This is a genomic window from Alkalitalea saponilacus (assembly GCF_900168165.1).
GTDB lineage: Bacteria > Bacteroidota > Bacteroidia > Bacteroidales > Marinilabiliaceae > Natronoflexus > Natronoflexus saponilacus.
The window spans coordinates 272614-293214 of record NZ_FUYV01000004.1 but is presented as its reverse complement, the minus strand read 5'-3'; the positions used below and the strand labels follow the sequence as shown (position 1 = coordinate 293214).

At 39.4% G+C, this 20601-nt stretch carries 18 protein-coding genes; 6 read left to right on the top strand and 12 right to left on the bottom strand.

Going from position 1 to position 20601, the window contains the following annotated elements; all coding sequences use genetic code 11:
• A partial coding sequence (locus tag B5X70_RS18030; protein ID WP_200812611.1) for a hypothetical protein occupies positions 1-316 on the top strand: 316 nt, incomplete at its 5' end.
• Between the two features lie 734 nt (positions 317-1050).
• Entirely contained in the window at positions 1051-1485 is a 435-nt protein-coding gene (locus B5X70_RS05625) for a hypothetical protein (protein ID WP_079556903.1), read from the top strand.
• A 59-nt stretch (positions 1486-1544) separates the two neighbouring features.
• Here the strand turns inward: B5X70_RS05625 and B5X70_RS05620 are convergent, their stop codons facing one another.
• The 11 genes from B5X70_RS05620 to B5X70_RS05565 form a co-directional block, all read right to left on the bottom strand.
• Entirely contained in the window at positions 1545-2078 is a 534-nt protein-coding gene (locus B5X70_RS05620) for a GNAT family N-acetyltransferase (protein WP_079556902.1), read from the bottom strand.
• 30 nt (positions 2079-2108) lie between these two features.
• Positions 2109-2585, bottom strand: a complete 477-nt coding sequence (locus B5X70_RS05615) for an MEKHLA domain-containing protein (RefSeq protein WP_079556901.1) — start codon at positions 2583-2585, stop codon at positions 2109-2111.
• A 151-nt stretch (positions 2586-2736) separates the two neighbouring features.
• Complete coding sequence (locus tag B5X70_RS05610) at positions 2737-3588, bottom strand: hypothetical protein (RefSeq protein ID WP_143255031.1); 852 nt, start codon at positions 3586-3588, stop codon at positions 2737-2739.
• A 191-nt stretch (positions 3589-3779) separates the two neighbouring features.
• Entirely contained in the window at positions 3780-4412 is a 633-nt protein-coding gene (locus B5X70_RS05605) for an indolepyruvate oxidoreductase subunit beta (protein WP_079556899.1), read from the bottom strand.
• A 2-nt stretch (positions 4413-4414) separates the two neighbouring features.
• A complete protein-coding gene (locus tag B5X70_RS05600) occupies positions 4415-6220 on the bottom strand; it encodes an indolepyruvate ferredoxin oxidoreductase subunit alpha (protein WP_079556898.1) in 1806 nt (601 codons plus the stop codon).
• Positions 6221-6763: 543 nt separating this feature from the next.
• Positions 6764-9982: a S41 family peptidase gene (locus B5X70_RS05595; protein ID WP_088328802.1), complete on the bottom strand. Its 3219-nt coding sequence runs from the start codon at positions 9980-9982 to the stop codon at positions 6764-6766.
• A 220-nt stretch (positions 9983-10202) separates the two neighbouring features.
• Positions 10203-10706 carry a hypothetical protein gene (locus tag B5X70_RS05590; protein ID WP_079556896.1) on the bottom strand — a complete coding sequence of 168 codons (504 nt, stop codon included), beginning with the start codon at positions 10704-10706 and terminating at the stop codon, positions 10203-10205.
• A 109-nt stretch (positions 10707-10815) separates the two neighbouring features.
• Complete coding sequence (locus B5X70_RS05585) at positions 10816-13053, bottom strand: amino acid permease (RefSeq protein ID WP_079556895.1); 2238 nt, start codon at positions 13051-13053, stop codon at positions 10816-10818.
• Positions 13054-13284: 231 nt separating this feature from the next.
• Complete coding sequence (locus tag B5X70_RS05575) at positions 13285-13995, bottom strand: HEAT repeat domain-containing protein (protein WP_079556893.1); 711 nt, start codon at positions 13993-13995, stop codon at positions 13285-13287.
• Complete coding sequence (gene mazG, locus B5X70_RS05570; RefSeq protein ID WP_079556892.1) at positions 13985-14773, bottom strand: nucleoside triphosphate pyrophosphohydrolase; 789 nt, start codon at positions 14771-14773, stop codon at positions 13985-13987. The genes B5X70_RS05575 and mazG overlap by 11 nt, the downstream gene beginning before the upstream one ends.
• Positions 14763-15248, bottom strand: a complete 486-nt coding sequence (locus B5X70_RS05565) for a C-GCAxxG-C-C family protein (RefSeq protein WP_079556891.1) — start codon at positions 15246-15248, stop codon at positions 14763-14765. Before B5X70_RS05565 ends, mazG begins: the two co-directional genes overlap by 11 nt.
• A gap of 128 nt (positions 15249-15376) precedes the next feature.
• On the opposite strand from B5X70_RS05565, the gene B5X70_RS05560 reads away from it, so the two are divergent.
• The 3 genes from B5X70_RS05560 to B5X70_RS05550 all read left to right on the top strand — a co-directional run bounded on the left by B5X70_RS05560 (position 15377) and on the right by B5X70_RS05550 (position 18125).
• On the top strand, positions 15377-16312 hold the full coding sequence (locus B5X70_RS05560; protein ID WP_079556890.1) for a PhoH family protein: 936 nt from the start codon (positions 15377-15379) through the stop codon (positions 16310-16312).
• A gap of 239 nt (positions 16313-16551) precedes the next feature.
• Entirely contained in the window at positions 16552-17505 is a 954-nt protein-coding gene (locus B5X70_RS05555; RefSeq protein WP_079556889.1) for a phosphoribosylaminoimidazolesuccinocarboxamide synthase, read from the top strand.
• Positions 17506-17597: 92 nt separating this feature from the next.
• Entirely contained in the window at positions 17598-18125 is a 528-nt protein-coding gene (locus B5X70_RS05550) for an NUDIX hydrolase (RefSeq protein ID WP_232468337.1), read from the top strand.
• Positions 18126-18244: 119 nt separating this feature from the next.
• On the opposite strand, the gene B5X70_RS05545 is transcribed toward B5X70_RS05550, so the two are convergent.
• Positions 18245-18949 carry an SAM-dependent methyltransferase gene (locus B5X70_RS05545; protein ID WP_079556888.1) on the bottom strand — a complete coding sequence of 235 codons (705 nt, stop codon included), beginning with the start codon at positions 18947-18949 and terminating at the stop codon, positions 18245-18247.
• Between the two features lie 933 nt (positions 18950-19882).
• Here B5X70_RS05545 and B5X70_RS05540 point away from each other — a divergent pair.
• A complete protein-coding gene (locus B5X70_RS05540) occupies positions 19883-20542 on the top strand; it encodes a ferredoxin--NADP reductase (protein WP_079556887.1) in 660 nt (219 codons plus the stop codon).
• Positions 20543-20601: the final 59 nt, after the last annotated feature.

Genomic DNA, 20601 nt, shown 5'->3' with positions numbered 1-20601 from the left:
ATCATACGGTGCTTACGACGATGCCACAAAAAAGAACGCCGGCATTTGCGGCGTTGGCGAAATGTGGGGGTATTATGTTGGTGGGTTGTTGGCAACGAGGCAGTATGGTGGGGATAGGTTTACTGGTCGGGATTATTGGTTTAGACCTTTTATTATGAGGCGCTTGGTCGATAATGCAGGTTTAACACAAAAGCAAATATTCGACTGTTTAACCAGCGACATAAGAAGTCACGAGCAATTAAAAAACAGATTAATATCAAGATATGAAAACAGGAGAAAGCAAATTGAAGAGGCATTTAGCGTATGGGGGTTTTAGTGCGCTATTATTATTTCTGGTAGTTGCCTCTTGTTGTTACAATGTGGAAGCTGATTATTCTTTTGAGAATAAACTAAATGATGAAGTAAGGTTAACACTATATTCTAGTGGCTCAAATATCAAAGGAACTAAAGATTATAATATAGTTGAGGGAGGTAATATTATATTAAAACTTGTGATAGGGATGGTTTTGGTGATGTCATTGGCAATGAGGTTGATTCAGCAAAAATTGTATTAACGGATAGTTCCAAAGTTATTGCAATTTGGAGAGCTTCGGGTGATCATTTTTTATCTGAGAGCTATGAAAATTTACCAGACTTTTTTGATTGGTGGTATTGGGAGGAGAATCGGATTCAACATGGCGGTTCACATGCAGAATATCGTTATATACTCGAATTGAGAGATAAATAATTAGGTTGTATTGAGGGTTTGACTTAAAGTCAAACCCTCAATACTTAATCTATAGATTTTGATAAGCGTAGTCTGGAGACTACAAAAGTTTTTCGGCTAATTGGCCGCTTTGCTTGCAAAGAAACTTTGCCGAGCGGGATTATTGATAAATAGTACTATACAATAGATCGTTAGAGTTTTAGATATTAGACAAAGGCAAACACTTAATTATAAGCAAATTACGTATTTTATAAGTGACTTTGCATATACCTGGAAATCAAATAAATATAAAAGTTTGACGAACTATTAACTATAATAACAAAGCTTTTATGTGTAGAATAAGCATGATAATATTACTCCTAATTTTTCAAATTCCTTTAGTTTTCGCGTCTAATGGAAAAGAGGATGTGTTTGTCAGAAAAAACAAATTTGGAGTTGAAATTGGTGGAAGCTCTTTAATTATGAGTACCAAATATGAAAGGATATTGCTAAATTACAATCGGCATAAAACAGCAGTAGAATTAGGGGTTGGTCTGCTAAGTTTAAACACAGGAATTAACCAATTGATTTCATTCCATCAACACCATGTTGAATTGAAGATGGGCGCACTAGGGACCAGAATGATATATTCAGACTCTATTTACTACTCTTTTGGTGTGGGATACAGATTTCAAAAATCTCATGGTCGAACTGCATTTCAGATCAGTTGCCCAATCAATTATGGTAAAAACTCGGGCTACTTTGTAAATGTCGGTGTGTCAATAAGTCGGGTGTTTTAGGTTTTTAATATGGTGGTAGTAATGCGGAGAATGTCTCCATTTAAATTTTGCTAGATATTTCAGCTAACAATTCCATAAACCGTCTGATAAACTTCATGTTTTAATTCATTAAAGCCCTCTTCACTTAATGCTGGCGAGTTTGTCATTAACTGCAATGCTAACGGTGAATGTTCTTTATGATAGGGAGGTTGGAAATAGCTGTATGGGTGCAACAAAAATCCGAGTCTTTCATAAAACCCAATTCTGCGAATGGCCATTTCCTCTATTGGCGGTTCCACTTCGAGCACCACAGGATGAGTATTTTCGTTTAAAAATTCTCTAAAAATGATATTCCCCAGTCCCTGATTTCGGAATTTGGAAGAAACGGCAAAGTGTTCCACAAATCGATGTTTTTTCAACTGCCACCAACCGATAAACCCTTTAAGATCATCGCTTTCATCATGAAAAAGCTTTATAGCGAAGAGCTTTGTTTTTAATTGTATAGCATAGTCTTCTCGCAGTTTTCTTTCAGATTCCGGAAAACTTTCAACCATGATGCTCCAAAACTGATTGAAGAGTTCCGGAGAGCTGTTTAAGATAATTGCATGATTCATTTCACAACAGATCGTTAGATTTTTAGGTCGCTATAAATAATCATATTCCTTGAATACTGCTGCTTGACCAATTCTGTTATTCTCAGAATCATATATATTCCAAATAATAGCATTCCTGATTTCAAATCTCCTGCCTGTTTTAGATATTCTAATGCCCGAATAATTTTTTGAATACCCATTTTTGGCAACATCAGCTAAAAGCTTTTCTCTTTTTTCTCGCTGGTCACTTTCCGCAGAATATTTGGAAAGCATATTTGTAAATTCTTCCCATGACATTTCAAAAAGGGAAAGTGCTGCTTGATTTGCATAGTTAAATACTGGTTCATTTGTCCCATTGTGAGCTAAAAGTACATAATCAGAATTGAATGCTTGTTTTGCTTGTTGTTCCAAATCCAAAGAAAAATCAACAATCTCAATATTCGTCAACTTTCTCAAGCTGCTCGTGATTAAATAAACGTAATCTTCCAAGTAGCCATTTTCGCTACTCGGGAAACCGGTATTTTCCATTCAATGATATTTTAGTCTTTTTTTGGTTTTGCATGAATGCCTCGCAAATAGGGTTTTTAAGAAACACAGCAAGAATGCAATTGTATTGGTTATTATGGCTCATAGTCATCAGCGGATTTTGTGGGTGGTGAGTGCAACAACATGCACAAAGCTATATGCAATTAAGAGCCTCTTTAACCGTCATTTTTTCTTTGATGTTTTGATCCTTCGCCAACTGGTTACAGACAGTTATAATGCCATTTTCAAGTACATCTTTCCCGTTAAAAATCTCTGCACTCATGCAATCCACCGTGCATGCAAGAATTCCGGCATCACACAATGATTCGAGACTTTTTACACCTGCGTTATTTTTGCCGATCCCGGCATCATTAAAAAATACAGCTTTAACGTGATGTTTCTGAGCATATTCACCGGCACTCAAACCGCCATGGGATCCACATACAACGATCTCTCCAGAATTGTTCTTGTTCAAGAAAGTTATGCTATCAGTTACGGTGATACTCACTCCATCAATTTGTGTTTGAGTTTGTTGTTTTAGGTCTTTGGAGCTATTGTTATCTCTATTAAGAGATGTATGGTTTTTACTTTTTTGAGTTGGTGAGTCGGGTTTGATAATTTTGATTATTTTGGCAACAGCCTCTTGCACAGAATTACCGATTTCTATTCCTAGTTCTTCAGCTAGAGTGTTGGAGTGACTTATGGTTCCACTCTCCCAGGTATCGCGGGCAATGCCAATTTCAGCACTATTGTGATCAACAGCGCAGGCCAGAATGTTTTCGGCCTCGTAATGTGAAAGACCTCTGATTCCTGCCTCATTTTTACCAACACCTGCATTGTTGAGGAAAACAGCTTTTACATGACAGTTTTTTACATGTTTGGCAAGCTCCTGATTGCCACCACAATGAGAACCGCAGACTAGAATTGGTCTTGTATTATCGGATTGTAAATCACCTAAACTATCCAGTAGCACTATAGCATCAGGTATTTTCATGTTATTCCTCATAACAATAGATCGTTAGATTTTTAGATCATTCCCGATAAAATCGGGATTAGATGCTGAGCCAGCGAAGTCCCACATGGCGGGGTTAGTTAAAAACAAGTCCTTAATTAAAAGCAAATTACGCATATAAACAGCGAACTTACATATGCCTAAAATAAAGCATATAAAAAACTTAACGAACTATTATAATCAGGTTAGCAATTACTGACTTCTGACTCTTTTGCTACAAGTTCAGCACGAGCAATTGCCCATCCCTTTTCGTATGCTTTAATGTTTCCTTCAACAAACTTTTCAGGAACATTTTCTTTTACGATTTGAATCATCTCATCATGGTTGTATCCTCTATACTCAGAATAGAATCCAAGCATGACAATATTCATCATTTTGCTGATGTCAAAATCCGGATTTTTGTTTTCATCGGGATCAACAATAAACGTCTTCTTTCCAGATTTCCTTATCAGCTCTGTTTTAGATTCAGGCATGTCTTTTTCCAGTCGCGTGTTTACGCTAGAAGTTGATAACTCAAAAGTGCTTGATAAAATGACGCCATCTTCTTTCAAGCAATGCAAATACCGGAGTGTTTCTGTTTGTTCGAAAGATATAACGTAATCAGCATCTCCTGCCTTAATAAAGGGAGATAGCACGGGTTTGTTTGAATATCTAAAGTGGCTTTCAACACCTCCTCCTCGCTGCCCCAATCCAATTACATCAGATATTTTCAACTCATACCCAAGTTTCATATAAAACTTGCTTAAAAGGTTACTGAAAAGGAGAATACCTTGTCCTCCCACACCAGCAATTATAATATTTTTTCCTGTATCCTGCATTTTTATAACATTATGGCGTCAAACTTACATGCCGTAGAACATAACCCACAGCCCACACAAAGATCCTCGTTGATAAATATTTCAACCTTTCCGTCCTTGCCTTTTTTACTCTCAATAGCCAAACACCCGATATTGACACATTTTCGGCATTGCGTACAAAGATCCTGGTCAATATGATAAGGATCACTTTTTGGCAGTTTGAATTTCGTAATACATGGTTTTTTAACAATAACCACTGAATTAGTCTTTGCATTTACCGCATTGAGGATGGCATTTTCCAAGGTTTCAATTTCGTAGGCATCTACGGTCACAATATCTTTTACACCAATGGCCTCACATACTTTGGCAATTTCCAGTTTGTTTTCCGGCTTATAATTAAACCCAAACTCACTGGAGGCAATATGCTGGCCGCCGGTCATCGCAAGACAGCTATTGTCAACAATAATCACCGTAGATTGACTGTCATTAAATATCAGATTCATCAACCCATTGATTCCTGTGGCCCAAAAACCACCATCACCAATCATGGCCACAAAATTTTCTCTATGATCTGTTGCTACGTTGTAACCATGAGATAGTGCAATGCTTGAACCCATGCACTTTTGCAGTGAATAGGCTTCCGTATGGGGAAAGCAACCTATAAGACCACAGGTAACATCGGCAGCAGCCTTGATTTTATGTTTTTTTAATATTTGTGTGATAAAGAGGTGAGAGCATCCGGCACAACTAACAGGTAATCTAAAAGGAATACCTTCCATAATCGCTCTTTTTGGAGCGTCCGGCACGAGTTTTTCCTCAATAATATCAGGGGTAAAACGAGTCATTTCAGGGAATTTAGGAAATAACTCCTTTCCTATAACCGAAACTCCCAAATCCTTTATGTTCTTCTCCAAAATATCATGACCGTCTTCAATCACATATAGTTCGTCAACATGTTCAGCCAATTCCCGGATCAACTTTTCCGGTAGCGGCATAACAAGCCCCAGTTTTAAAATCGAAGCATCGGGTAAAACTTCTTTCGTGTAAAAATATGGTGTGCCTGCTGTAATTACGCCAATCTTTTTACCGTTCAATTCCAGCTTGTTAATATCGAAGTCATTGCAGTCATCAGCCAAGCGCTTCATGTGTGCCGGAAAATCATTAAAACATTTGACCAACTTTGGATGCTCGGAGCCTTTGGCATTCATCATCATGGTGGTCATGATAACTTTACTGAAACTTACAGGATATTTAACCCTGCATTTTGCTTCGTAAGTATATTCTTCATCAATTATAACGCGACTGGTTGTCTTGCAAATTACTGATGTAATTTTAAGTATGACAGGAGTCGTGTATTCTTCACTAATCTCGAATGCTTTAACCATGAGATCTTTGGCATCCTGACTGTCACTTGGTTCTAATACGGGAATATTGAACATGTTCCCGTAATGACGAACATCGTTGTAGTCATCGCCCGCAATACGGCCAACATCATCGCCAACCACAATTACCAAGCCACCGTTGATCTGACTGCCGGCAGCACCGCCCAGCGCATCAGCTGCCACGTGTAAACCAACTGTTTTCATTATAGCCAGGCTGCGATAACCGGCAAATGAAGCGCCTATGGCTACTTCTAAACCCACTTTCTCATTGGTCGACCATTCACAATAGATATCGGGGTATCTTTGGTGCGTATAATCCATTACCTCCGTGGACGGTGTGCCCGGGAATCCGGCAGCAACTTTTACACCTGCTTCAAAGGCCCCCCTGGCAACTGCTTCATTGCCATTCATCATAACCATTGTGGTAAACTTACTTTCTGTTATCATATTAAAAAGAGCTTCCTATTATCGTTTTGTATTTCTCTTGGTGTTATAAGTAATAATTCTTAATCTTTATAATATATCTGGTATATGGGGATATAAAACACAACTCCAAATATATTGTGTTTGTATTTAATAACTTGGTATAATCTAAAACAGCCATGCAATAAGCTATTGTTTACAAAATTTTGCGGAAAATAGATAAATTATATTAATCATCCAAATATGAACCCCCGGATAATTGATTATTGAACGGACGAAACCGAATAATTTAAAAGGAATCTAAACAAGTAGTTTAGCCCTATATTTGTTATTAAATATAGTCAAATCGTTTAATATCTGTGTTTTGTCATTGTTTTTGTCTGAAATTAAGGCACCAAAATAAAATCCCACTTGCCTTGGCAAGTGGGATTTTATTTGTCACATGAATAACTATTTTTGATAATATTTGAGTTTATAACCTTTGATAAGCACATTAATGGCTTTTATTTCCATTAACACCTAAATATCTCCGGGGAAACTCATCGAATCATCTTATTAAAACATGCTCTAATTCTTAACCGGCGGAGGAGGAATGGTTGGTAGCTCCTCGCGCTCTTTAAGTTTTTCAAGTATTACCTCTATGGCTTTGTTCAGCTGTTCATCCTCTCCGGTAAACTCTTTGTAAGGGTCATTTTCCAGAAAGATATCAGGCTCAACACCAACACCTTCAATCATCCAGTTCCCTTCCATTGAAAGAGATGTGAATTGAGGAATACGCAAATCTGTTCCATCAATGAATGGTAAAGAGCCGGTAATTCCAACTATACCTCCCCAGGTTGTGGTTCCAATAACCGTTCCCAGTCCAAGCGCCTTAAAGCCATGAGCAAACAGGTCTCCATCCGATGCAGAATATTTATCAACCAGTGCTACCATAGGTCCGGCAAGTGTTTGTGCAGGGATGGTAGATACCACGTTTGTATTTCTTCGCATATTAACGCGATACGGAACACGACTCAGTCTTTCAAGTATCATTGGAGAAACATTACCACCACCATTTCCACGGTCGTCTATAATCAATGCCTTCTTATGCAATTGAGGATAGAAGTGCTTCACAAATTCATTTAATCCACCCGGGCCCATATCAGGAATATGGAGATAACCCACTTGTCCGTTGGTAGCCTCATAAACTTTTCTGATATTGTTCTGCACCCATTCGTAATAGTATAATCCGCTTTCGTCGGAAACCGGGGTTACGAGTACATGACGTACATTATCAGTAGATGGTCTGTTGCTTACTGTCAATTCAACAGTTTTTCCTGCTGTACCTTTCAGAAGTTCATAAATATCGTTTACACTTTCTGTTGGAACGCGATTAATTGCAACGATGTATTCACCAACCGAAACATTCACACCGGGTGCATTCAGTGGCGATTGCAGGTCACTGCTCCAGTTTGCCCCTTCCAAAATGTGGTCGATTCGGAAATATCCGGAATCGTGACGTGAAAATCTGGCACCAAGAAGTCCCATTGGAATTCTTTCGGTCTGTGGTTGGTCTCCGGGATTTACATATGCATGACCGGCGTTGAGCTCTCCAATCATTTCACCAATGACATAATTGAGGTCGGCTCTATGATTAACATAATTAATCAGCGGAGAATACTGTTTATAAATGGTATCCCAATCTACGCCGTGCATATTGTCCACATAAAAGAAGTCGCGCATTTGTCGCCATGCTTCATCAAATATCTGTTGCCACTCTTCACGGTAATTTACCACTGCCACCATACCTGAAAGATCCATGGTGTTTTCCATCTGTACAGTTGATGTTGGCAAATCAATCACTCTCCAGGTTTTATTTCGGCCAACCAGCATTTTATTGTTATTGGAAGAAATGGTATAACGATAATCGCCCAAAAACTGTTCTTTCTTTTCACCCAAATCGTACGTCAACAATCCATTCCCTTCGCGTCCTCCCTGGAACATTCTATTGTAATATACCCGGTTGTTTACACAACTGATGTTGAAGTATCTCGCAGGCTCAATGGGAAGCTCAACAATACGGCTTCCAATCCCAGCAAAATCGATTCTAACATTCACATCATCTTTTTTCTCTCCATTATCCTTTTCAGGTTCACCTGTTTTTACCACTGCATTTTGCGGAGCAAAAGGTGAGGGGGTTTCACTGCTGAGTAAAACCATATAGATTTTCGACATGTTGATGTAAGCATGATTCCATTCGGTACTGCTGTAGATAGGACTGAAACTTCGGTCGGAAGCAAACAACAGATATTTACCATCAGCTGAAAATACCGGACTATAGGAGTGGTGCCATTTATCGGTAACCGGGTGAATGTTGCCGGTTGACAGGTTTATAATTTTCACAATACCCATCCTGTTATCATTCCAATGGGTATATGTAAGCCATTTGCTGTCGGGACTCCATGAAAAATCATTGATTGGCCCCAGATTGTTTTCGGCCATTTCTCTGGTTCTTCCGTTGGAAACATCGGTAACGTATAATTTAAAATTTTGGTCGTTCCAGGCAATCATTCGGCTGTCGGGACTCCAGGCGATGTTGAATTTGTAAACATCACCGCCGGTGGTGAGTTGTCGGGGAACATTTTCTCCGTAAATATCGTTCACCCAAATTTCATATTCGCCACTTTTATCTGATAACCAGGCAATTTTGCTGCCATCCGGCGACCAGATACCGTTGCGCTCGTGAACGCCTGAGGTGCGTGTCAGGTTATATGTAATGCCTTTATCGGCCGGTACAGAAAATAACTCTCCTCGTGCCGAAAACAAGACCCTTTCGCCGTTTGGCGAAAGGTCGGCTGAGAATATTCTCTCCGAGGCATCGACTCTTTCGACCCGTGAATGGTTTTTATCGTTGTTTATTTTTACAGATACTCTTGTATAATCCCGGGTTGTGACATCCATTTTATATATGTATCCGCCATTTTCAAAAACAATGTGGTTTTGAAAATGGGAGGGGAATTTAATGTCAAACTCCTCAAAATGTGTCACTTTTTCCGTCTCCTTAGTTCGTGTATTGTACACGAACAGATTCATGGTGCGGTCTCTATCCGATAGGAAAAATATCTCTTCTCCAATCCACATGGGAATGATATCCTGCGCCGGACTGTCTGTAATGGCATGTGTTTCCCTGGTTTCAAAATCATGAATCCAGATTTCATCTGCCATACCTCCCTGGTAATATTTCCAGGTTCTGAATTCCCTGAAAACACGGTTATAGGCCATCTTATTTCCATCGGGTGAGAAAGACAAAAATCCTCCTTCGGGAACTTCAACACGGCTGGATAAGCCACCTTCGGGACTCACTTTAAACAGCTGTCCTTTAAATGCATTAAAAGAGTGTCTTCTGGAGCGGTAAACAATCTGGCCATCGGGAGTCCAGTTTAAAACAATGTTGTTTGGTCCCATCCGGTCAGCCAAATCATCTCGCCCAAGCGTTGCCGTATAGGTTAATCTTTGGGGAATGCCGCCTTCAGAGGGAATCAGGTAAACTTCGGTATTGCCATCATACTGTCCGGTGAAAGCGATTTGCGTTCCATCGGGTGAGAATCGCGGAAAAATCTCTAATCCTTCGTGTGAAGTGAGTTTTCGAGCTGTTCCACCATCGTGTGGAACAGTGTATAAATCACCGGCATAGGTAAATATAATTTGATTCTGATTGATGGCCGGGAATCTCAGTAGCCTGGCCTCTTCTGCAAGAATAAATGCAGCAAGCATCAAAAAGGTTGGTAATAAAAGGAATCTCTTCATTGGGATGTTATTATTTTATTCGATTATTTTTGGTTGATGAAGTTTTGGTAATGCTTCTAAGCATTAGCACTCTGTCATAACAACAAAATTAAACCCCATGGGTTTAATTTTTCATGATAAATGACAGTTTTTTTCAATGTTTGCATCTTCCATGGGTTTAAACCCATGGACATCGGACTAAAATTTTCCGAAAATTAATTCATCAAACAGTTAAAGAAGTTTACTCTTCAGGTATATGCAATTCTTTTAGAACTGCATCAAACTCCTCAGGCTTTTGTGTTCCCAATAACAGTTGTCGGCCTCCACGAAATTCCAGCTGAACTCCCCAGTAACCTTTGATATTATAAGCTTTTGAGTTTTGTCCAAGCTTCAAACCCAATGCACTCATCTCTTTTATGGGATGATATTCCCGAACAAATGCACTATGCACCTGGCCTAATGGATATTTTTTCCGTTTCAGATGAAACGGAAAAAACTGGTATGAGATAAACCTTGACGAGATTTCCACATCCAATTTAATGATGAGTAAAAAGATGGTGATGACGATGTGAAACGCAGAAAACATGATGCAAAGCGAGTCAGATACGGGAGCTTGTCCGATGGGATTATTCAGAATAACCTGATAAACAAGCGCGAAGTGAGCAGGAATACCTGTTAGTATTAAAACGCCCCAAAGCCAAATCTGGTTAAATCTCTGAACTTCTTTAAATCTGATGGTTGACATAGAACAATTGTTTTACCTGGTATGATTTTGCGAGACTTTTTTTCTTTGCGTATCGATAAAATGTTTAATCATCATCTCAATACTGTCTCACATTTCACTTTCACACTTTCTATTTTATTTCTTTGGATTTGGCTGCATTCACAAATAAAATATCCCCAATATCGTGAAAACTATTGAAAAAGTGAACTCCTTCGTGTTTAATTTTTTCATCTCTGAATCCCATGATGGTTAACGCTGCATTGCGTGAACGGGCACTGATGATTTCGCTGATGGTTTGATTTCCCGTTGATGAAATGATTTCAATATTGGTGAGGGTTATCGGTAAGCGGCCACTGGCAATTCGCTCTTCAAGTTCCTGTTTGGTCTCTTCTGCATGTCCCGGAGCACAAATGCTGAAAATTTTGATATGACCTTTATGCCAGTCGGGATGCGCCATAATAATGTAACCCAATAAAATCATCAGGTTGGTGTTGGTCATGTCGGTTGGTCTAATCCATACATGAATTCCATTCTGAAAGCGAACCGAAGCAGTTGAACTGGCAAAGATACAGACATCAAAATTACCGGCCTTTGTCAGTTTTATATTTTCAAGAATTCGGTGTATCTCCTCCGGTTTGTTTTTATCATATTCAAAAAGTACCATGTTGTTCTCCATTCCCGAAATAGATGGCGCCTGAATTACCTGAGCGATGGCTGAGGTATAGGATGGTGAAATCATGGTATCGATGTACAAGGCATTGTTATCTTCAATTTGCAGATTGATGAGTTGCTTCATAATTTCCCGCGACTCTGAATATGTCTGCTTGCTATAATATCCTTCGAGATAGTGGAAATAAGTTCCAAAGCCATGTTTATAGCTTATCCATTTCATTAAGTCCAATACTTTTTCCCGTTCAAGAGAATTAGGTGAGATACAAACCACGGCAGGCCGCCATTCATCGGCATCGGTTTCCGACTGGTTTTTTTGCATGTATACCTGAATCTTGCGGTTTAGCTGGAATAGTGCCCCTTTAAAAATATTGACCAACCCTTTCTGGTCTTTGTTATAATGCTCAATTACTAGATAAAGAATAACGATGATAATATAGGCCATGATGGTATAGAAAGGGTTAATCATAAACATAACCCAAACTGAAAGTATAAACCCGGCCAAAGAAAAATACCAGCGTGAGCGAAATCTGGGACGATAGGATGGAGGAGCCCCAAAATGATTCAGGAAAGATATAAGGCAGAGTGAACCATAGGTTATTAAAAAGAACATGGAGATGATTTCAGCCACCACGTCCACATCGCCCAAAGCGACAAATATAAAGGCAATTATAAATGAAACGATACCGGCATTAAACGGTTCTCTGGTTTTCCCTTTTCCTTTGGCCATTAGAAGATTGACTCGTCTAAAGGGGAATATTTTATCGTATGCCAGTGCCTGCAAAGTTCGTGGTGCTACCATGACAGACCCCAATGCCGATGAAATGGTAGAAGCTGCCAGTCCCAAAGGAATAATAATAGCTCCCCCGAATGCAATATGCGACATAATTAGCTGGTGCTCCAGTAAGTCAGCCTGAGAAGCAGATACCGACATTTTCCATACGATAAACATGTAGACCAACATTCCGGCAACCGTTCCTCCAAGGGTTCCCAAAGGTATTGATTTTCCCGGGTTTTTAAGGTCGCCACTGAGTCCAACACCGGCTGTCATCCCGGTAAAAGCCGGGAAACAGATGGCAAATATTACGAAGAAATTATCACGATTGAAGAAACCAAAATTATTACCGGGTTGTCGCAGTGCCTCTTCGGCTTCAATGGGTTTCCCTGCAAAAAAGAGGATAAGAGCCACAAAAAGAATGGCAACCACCACGTAAAGTGCTTTGACTCCAAGATTAGCTCCTTTTTTTAGTATTAGTAACGCCAAAAATCCAAGAGCGGGGATACTGATGGCCTGACGTGGTAATTCATATTCAAATGCAGTGTGCCACCAGTTAAAGAATGGCTCAAATGCTTCGGTAAACGCGATAACATAAAAAGCCACGCTGATGGCTTGCGATAAAAACAGCGCTATGCCAATGGTTGAGCCAATTTTCAATCCAAACGACCGGGAAATGATGAAGTATTCGCCACCACCCTCCACGCGAGTGTTGGTAGATATTTCGGAGATAGCAAGTGCTGTAGGCAAGGTTATCATGTGACCCAATACCACAATTAAAATGGCGCCCCAAAATCCAAGGCTGCCAACGGCAAATCCAAATCGAAGAAACAGAATCGCTCCTAATATGGTTGAAATGGCGGTGAAAAAAACCGGTGCGGTTCCGAAACCTGCACCATTGGTTGATGCTTTTGCATTGGCCATACAATGGAATTAATATTGGTTTATGCTAAAATAGATATTTTTTAGAAAATATTAATCGTGTTGGTACCTCAAACATTGAAAGTAAGATAAACAGATGTTTTAATTTGTCTGTTTTAGTGACTACAAGAGAATTTAGTAACATCAAAATATATTTCAAAGATGCCAAAGCTATCGCACCTATATAATTTTTTTGAAATGGCTTTAGGGGCGTAGCCCTGTCATCTAAATATTTCACACACCACAATTTGTTACTCGCTTTCCAATAAGCCGAAGACTCCGGTTTGCCTCCAGAATAACTCCAGGAGATTCCTCATGATTCTTTATTGCATTTAAAACGTGAGTGCTTTGCACAAAAGCACTCATTGCACGAACGATTTTCCATCTTATTAATTCGTTATGTAGATGTTTTTCGTAACAACTTTTCAGTTTTTCGAAGACCCGGGAATTAGGATGATAAAAACAGATATACCCAATGGCATCAATGGCCTCACTTATCTGATTCACATTGTTTTGTTCTAAAACTTGCAGCAAATCGGGGAGCGCACATTCACCAATGCTTGCGAGGGTTCTGGCCGCAATGTCGCGTGGCAAAGGGTAGTTGCTTTTTCCAAATTGTTTTGTGGGTACAGATTGGTGTTGATTGGAACCAATTTTTCCCAACTCGGCAGTTAATAGCTGTGTTGAATCTTTTTTGTGAGCAATAAGTGCTTTGGTTATTTCAATTTTTGAATAGAGTTTTTTCTCTTTTCGAAGAGCCACTATTAGTTGGTCTGCAACGTATTTGGTTTCTGTAGCCAAAAGTTTGGCAGCAAGCGTTCTCTCTTTGGCGGTTTTGCTGTTAAGAAGATTGATTTTTTCATTAAACGATAATTGGTAATGAAGATTTTTCTCTTCATCGTCAATAAAACCTCTCTTTTCAAGACTTTCCTTACTACTGCGCATTCTTTTTTTGTGCTTTCTTGGCTTTTTCCCAAATTTCATCCATTTCGGCCAGCGACATCTCTTTCAAGTCCCTGCCTTTTGTAATGGTTTCTTTTTCCAGGTAGTTGAATCTGGAAATAAACTTACGGTTGGTTCGTTCCAAGGCATTTTCAGGGTTTATGCCATACAATCGAGCGGTGTTAATTAGAGAGAAGAAAAGGTCGCCAAATTCATCCTCAATGCCATCCTGGTTGCCCTTTTCCACTTCTGCTTTTAATTCACTGAACTCCTCCTGTAGCTTGTCCCACACCTGAGAACGTTCTTCCCAGTCAAAGCCTACACCTCTTGCTTTGTCCTGTATTCGGTTGGCTTTTATCATGGCCGGCAAAGAATCCGGCACTCCTGACAGAACCGATTTATTACCGTTTTTTTCTTTCAGTTTCAGTTGTTCCCAGTTTTCTTCAACCTCTTTGGCATTCTCAACTTTGGTGTCACTAAAAATATGAGGGTGGCGATAAATTAGTTTATCTATGAGGTTTTGCATAACGGTTTCAATGTTAAACGCACCTTTCTCCTCACCAATTTTGGCATAAAAAACAATGTGCAACAGCAAATCCCCCAACTCCTTGCCGATGGCTTCGTCGTTGCCTTCCAGAATGGCATCGGCCAGCTCATAAGTCTCTTCGATGGTCAGTGTACGTAAAGTTTCGTTTGTCTGCACATTGTCCCACGGACATTTTTCTCTGAGAATATCCATAATTTCCAGCAAACGCTGGAAGGTATCTTTTTTAGATTGCATTATCTTTTTCAATTAAATTTTCAAGGTACTCCGCAGCATAACGAACATACTTATAACAAAGCTGTTGTTTTAATTTTCCTGATTTAAACAACTCAGCTCCCTGTGGTGTGGTTAAATCACATTTGTCCAACAACTCAAGACAGTTTATATGGCCAAATTGATTCTCAAATTGAGAGATAAACTCATGCACCAATTGATAGTTTTTGTTTTTGATTTCCATTGAAGATGCTGGATGTTCATTTTCCAGTACATTTGAATCGTTATACGGAGGCTTGAGGACGCCAATAGCCATTACGGCACCTGCAATGGCGCCGCAAACTTTTTGTTTGCGTCCCATTCCCCCACCAAACCCGCTGGAGACAGCTAACAACATAGGTAAGTCAAAATTTCTATCTCTTACAGAACTGAAAAGAACAGATTCAGCGCAGTTGAATCCCTCTTCAAATTTTTTCTGTGCATAGCCAGCATTGTTCATATCTTTCAAAGTTATAAATTTGAAACTATGTTTCAAATTTAAGTTCAAAAACCAACATATCTACTTCCCATATGCAAAAATTGTTGTTAATTTGTAATCGATAAAAACAGAGATTTCCAAACTTATATATGATAGAAAAACTCATTTATCTTGAATCCATTGATTTAATGGAATTTCTGGGTGTTAAAAATGCCAACCTGGACATTATCAAAGCTCATTTTCCTAAACTAAAAATTGTAGCTCGCGGCAACTGGCTAAAAGCCATTGGTGATGCAGCGGAAATTGCCGATTTTGAGGAAAAAATCAATCTGTTAATAGAGCATTACCATCAATATAATGTGCTTAAGGAGTCTTCGGTAATTGAAATATTGATGGGAGCTTCTTACTATGGAGGAGGCAAGGAAGACAGCGACACTATCTTATATGGAGTAAATGGCAAACCCATTAAAGCGCGTACGGAGAATCAGCGCCGTATGCTGAAAGCATACGATACCAACGATTTATTATTTGCCGTGGGGCCTGCCGGAAGCGGAAAAACATACACTGCCATTGCTTTAGCAGTGAGAGCGCTAAAAAGACGTGTTGTAAAACGTATTATTTTGAGCCGGCCGGCTGTTGAAGCAGGTGAAAAATTGGGATTCCTTCCCGGAGATTTAAAGGAGAAAATCGACCCTTACCTTCAACCATTATACGATGCCTTGATGGATATGATTCCACCGATAAAACTTAAGGAGTTCATGGAGAACGGAACCATTCAGATTGCCCCTTTGGCATATATGCGCGGTCGTACACTCAATAATGCCTTTGTCATTCTGGATGAAGCACAGAATACCACCACCAATCAGCTGAAAATGTTTTTAACCCGGATGGGTGACCATGCCAAATTTGTGGTAACCGGAGATGTGACGCAGATTGATTTACCAAATCCACAAACATCAGGTCTGGTGCAGGCCATGCGCATTTTAAAAGGGATTAAAGGAATTGAACGAATTAAATTTACCGTGAAGGACATTGTTCGTCACCGATTGGTTCAGGACATAGTAGAAGCGTATGAGAAGGAGTGAGTAAGGTTTGAAGTTTTAGGTTTCGGAGCGTAGCGGAGTCCCGCATGGCGGGAAAGGTTTTAGGTTTAATGCCGTGGAACTGTTTACAGGGTAGGAGCAATTGGAGTTGATTTCATATTTGCCTTTTTAGGTTATAGATTTGTCTTGTAAATAATATTTTTTTTGTGGTATTTATATCTTAAGGAGACATAAAGGCCATATTTCTTTCAATTATCATTAACTAAAATAATATACAATCAATGGAAAGCGCGATTGTAAAAACCAATTTCAAATTTCCCGGACAAAACCATCTCTATATTGGCAAGGTTCGGGATGTTTATAACATCAATGACGATTATCTTGTGATGATTGTTTCGGATAGAATTTCTGCCTTTGATGTGGTTCTGCCAAAAGGAATTCCTTTCAAAGGACAGGTGTTAAATCAAATTGCATCAAAATTTCTTGATGCAACAGAAGATATTGTTCCAAACTGGAAAGTAGCCATCCCTGACCCGATGGTTACCATTGGCCTCATGTGTGAACCATTTAAAGTAGAGATGGTTATTAGGGGATATCTTACGGGCCATGCATGGAGAGAGTATAAAGCGGGTAAACGCGTGTTGTGCGGTGTGCCATTACCCGATGGCATGGTTGAGAATCAAAGATTCAGTGAACCTATTATTACTCCCACTACCAAAGCATCGCATGGACACGATGAAGACATATCACGGGAGGATATTTTACGAAAAGGCATTGTGTCGGAACAGGATTATATTCAACTCGAAAAATACACCCGTGAACTTTTTGCCCGTGGCACTAAAATGGCCGACAAAATGGGGTTAATTCTGGTGGATACAAAATATGAATTTGGAAAGAAAGATGGTGAAATTTATCTGATTGATGAAATTCACACGCCTGATTCTTCCCGCTATTTCTACAAGGAAGGTTACCAGGAGCGATTGCAGAAAGGAGAACAGCAACGCCAGTTATCCAAAGAGTTCGTACGTCAATGGTTAATTGAAAATGGTTTTCAGGGGAAAGAAGGTCAGATTGTTCCCGAAATGGATGATTCTTTCATTAAAAGTGTTTCTGAACGTTACATCGAACTTTTTGAGAAAATTACAGGGGATAAATTTGAAAAGGCAAACGCAGTCGATGTTGAAGCCCGAATTGAGAAAAATGTGAATGCCTGTTTGCAGGCACTTCATAAATAAGAGATGTTTGATTATACATTGAATATTAACATGGCCACTAATTCAATTGTGGCCATTTGTTTAATTATCTACATGATTACAAATTACACCCAGTGAGTAACATTCATCATCATACAGAAAATGAAGAAAAACTGCCGCTTGTCGATTCACAAGGGAGAGTGATTGGCATGGCTTTACGTTCCGAGGTCCACAGCGGCACAGATAAGCCATTGCATCCTGTTGTGCATTTACAAGTGGTTAAAAACGGAGGCGTTTGGCTACAAAAACGCCCTCTCCACAAATTGGTTCAGCCGGGAAAGTGGGATACAGCTGTTGGTGGCCACATCTCTTATGGTGAATCGGTTGAATTATCCCTGCAACGGGAGTCTGAGGAGGAGATAGGCATTAATCCTAAAGGTGCTGTTCCCATTGGAAAATACGTTTGGGAAAGCAATTTGGAACGAGAACTGGTTTATGTGTTTGTTTTAAAACATGATGGAGAAATCCAACCCAACGCGCAAGAATTAGATGGCGGAAAAGTTTGGCAAATTAATGAAATTGAAGAGAATTTGGGGAAAGGTGTTTTTACTCCAAATTTTGAACATGAGTTTGGGCGATATAGAAATAAAATCATCATATAAATTAACGCAGAGACGCAATGACGCAGAGTATAACGCGACAATTTTCCATATACAGAAACGCTTAAATTAGAGAATATAAGAAAAGCTTTTCGTTTTTGCGTATGTGCATTTGAATTAATCTACCCCTGCAATATAAATATTGCAGGTTTTTTGTGCAATTCAGGCAGTTTTCCTTTCCATTGTCCAATGGTTTTTGTAACCACAAACTCGTCGGGCATGGTCAGGTTATATGCAATGCAAAGGCGTGTTTGGGGATTGCAGTTACTTACAATGTCCTGAGCCAGGTGGTTGTTTCTAAAAGGGGTTTCGATAAAAATTTGCGACTGATGTTCGTTGCGTGAGCGATTCTCCAATTGGCGAATGGTTTTTATGCGTTCATCTTTTTTGATGGGAATATAACCAACAAATGCGAAGTTTTGTCCATTCATTCCTGAGGCCATTAAAGCCAATAAAATAGAGGAAGGTCCCACCATTGGAACTACTTCTATCCCTGCCTGGTGAGCCAGTTTTACCACCTCTGCGCCCGGGTCGGCAACTCCCGGACAACCGGCTTCTGATATGATGCCCACATTTTGGCCGGCTTTTAAGGGTTTCAGATATTCGGCGAATTGTGCCGGCGTAGTACGCTTATTCAACATATAAAACTGAGACCCATCAATATCCATCTCTCTGTCCAATGCTCTTAAAAAACGACGTGCAGTACGTAAATCCTCTACAATAAAATGGCGCAGCGATACCGCAATGCTTGCTACATCAGCAGGAATAACGTGCGTAGACTCTTTTGTTCCGAGGGTATTGGGAATGAGATATAGTTTTCCGGGCATAGTTTTTAATTTAGTTGACAAAGATAGAAATTTTGTTGCCCATTAAGACACATAGAACATAAAGTATTTTACAACTAATTATTTACTTTCCCTTTGAAATTCGTGGTTTTTACTAATATTTTTTTGTTGCCCACTAAAATGCAAAGAATAGATAGGAATTTAGATGTATTGTTTGTTGTCCGCTAACGTAAACACCTGTCATCCCAAACGTAGCGTAGCGGAGTGAGGGATCTCTTGTTACAGTTGGTTCGTTATGTTTAATTTGCCTGACAACAATGATTTAGATGTAATTATGGCTCTAGTTTAAATTTGCAATGTTATTTTCATAAAGCCAATTGATTTGGGTCGTATTCTTGAGTTCCTCTTTCCTCCTTTCAAAACTATAATATTATTTTTATAAATTAATCTGTCCTTTCAGGACGCAAATTCTCATTACGCTTACTCCCAAGGCGTTGCCGTTGGGTTGAAATAATCTGCCACTACGTGGCGTTGCAATAAGCAAGATACTTTATCTGTGCGCTACATCAATGCCAAAAGTATTTCCAATGCTGAAAGCCTTATTTAATACAACCTAAAACAATACTGCGTACAGAGATTATGTCTTCCAACAGGCTGAAAGCCTAAATTAATTCAGCCCAAGGCAACGCCTTGGGCTGATGCGATGTATTTCATATTCGCCCTGTGAAGGGCAGATTAATTCCTTGTTCTTATAGTTTAGACCGGGGTGTTAATACCTGTCCCATAAGGTTGCCCTTGTCACACCTTCTGAAAATAAAAACGCTATTATAAACTAGAGCCGTAATTATCTTTCCCGAATGAATGCGGACTAATGATCTAATTGTTTAATTCAATCAGATATAAAGACATAAATATCTCTTAAAGATTTGAACTCAGTACATATTTTCGCATTTTTGCAGTCTAAAATAACATAGCATGCAAAAAAGAAGTTTTAACTTACATAAAATCACAGACAAAAGAGATTTAACCGACTCGACATTTGTGTTACGAATGGAGCGAAACGGGTTGGAGTTTCTTCCCGGACAACACATTCAGGTTGGACCGCCCAATGGCATCCACACAAGGGAGTATTCAATATATAATGCACCTTCGGATGATTATTTGGAAATATTGGTGAGAGAAGTGGAAAACGGTCTGGTAACCCCGGCTTTAAAAAAACTGGTAGCAGGCGATTCGGTGGTTATTAACGATGCAGTGGGCTATTTCACCATAGAGGAAGCTGTTAAGCAGAAAAAAACATTTCTTTTTGTTGCCAGCGGGACAGGAATATCACCTTTTCATAGTTTCGTAAAATCCTATCCCGGACTCGATTACAGGTTGATTCATGGCATCAAATTTGCCGAGGAAGCCTACGAAAAAGAGGCCTATAAACCAAGTCGCTACGCGGCTTGCACATCGCAGGATGAAGGAGGCGATTTCCATGGCCGGGTAACCGGTTGGCTGGAACAAAATCCTGTTAATTCCGATACTTTGTGTTATCTTTGCGGAAATTGTGATATGATTTACGATGTTTATGATATCCTTGAAAAACAAGGGGTAAAGTCATCGGATATATTTACAGAAGTTTATTTTTGATTTTTTAAACGCAAAGGCGCTAAGTCGCAAAGAAAAACTAAAAAAACTCAGCGTTTTTG

Coding starts and splice junctions, on each gene's coding strand:
- B5X70_RS05625 (WP_079556903.1), top strand. CDS start 1,051: ATGATAATATTACTCCTAATTTTTCAAATTCCTTTAGTTTTCGCGTCT.
- B5X70_RS05620 (WP_079556902.1), bottom strand. CDS start 2,078: ATGAATCATGCAATTATCTTAAACAGCTCTCCGGAACTCTTCAATCAG.
- B5X70_RS05615 (WP_079556901.1), bottom strand. CDS start 2,585: ATGGAAAATACCGGTTTCCCGAGTAGCGAAAATGGCTACTTGGAAGAT.
- B5X70_RS05610 (WP_143255031.1), bottom strand. CDS start 3,588: ATGAGGAATAACATGAAAATACCTGATGCTATAGTGCTACTGGATAGT.
- B5X70_RS05605 (WP_079556899.1), bottom strand. CDS start 4,412: ATGCAGGATACAGGAAAAAATATTATAATTGCTGGTGTGGGAGGACAA.
- B5X70_RS05600 (WP_079556898.1), bottom strand. CDS start 6,220: ATGATAACAGAAAGTAAGTTTACCACAATGGTTATGATGAATGGCAAT.
- B5X70_RS05595 (WP_088328802.1), bottom strand. CDS start 9,982: ATGAAGAGATTCCTTTTATTACCAACCTTTTTGATGCTTGCTGCATTT.
- B5X70_RS05590 (WP_079556896.1), bottom strand. CDS start 10,706: ATGTCAACCATCAGATTTAAAGAAGTTCAGAGATTTAACCAGATTTGG.
- B5X70_RS05585 (WP_079556895.1), bottom strand. CDS start 13,053: ATGGCCAATGCAAAAGCATCAACCAATGGTGCAGGTTTCGGAACCGCA.
- B5X70_RS05575 (WP_079556893.1), bottom strand. CDS start 13,995: ATGCGCAGTAGTAAGGAAAGTCTTGAAAAGAGAGGTTTTATTGACGAT.
- mazG (WP_079556892.1), bottom strand. CDS start 14,773: ATGCAATCTAAAAAAGATACCTTCCAGCGTTTGCTGGAAATTATGGAT.
- B5X70_RS05565 (WP_079556891.1), bottom strand. CDS start 15,248: ATGAACAATGCTGGCTATGCACAGAAAAAATTTGAAGAGGGATTCAAC.
- B5X70_RS05560 (WP_079556890.1), top strand. CDS start 15,377: ATGATAGAAAAACTCATTTATCTTGAATCCATTGATTTAATGGAATTT.
- B5X70_RS05555 (WP_079556889.1), top strand. CDS start 16,552: ATGGAAAGCGCGATTGTAAAAACCAATTTCAAATTTCCCGGACAAAAC.
- B5X70_RS05545 (WP_079556888.1), bottom strand. CDS start 18,949: ATGCCCGGAAAACTATATCTCATTCCCAATACCCTCGGAACAAAAGAG.
- B5X70_RS05540 (WP_079556887.1), top strand. CDS start 19,883: ATGCAAAAAAGAAGTTTTAACTTACATAAAATCACAGACAAAAGAGAT.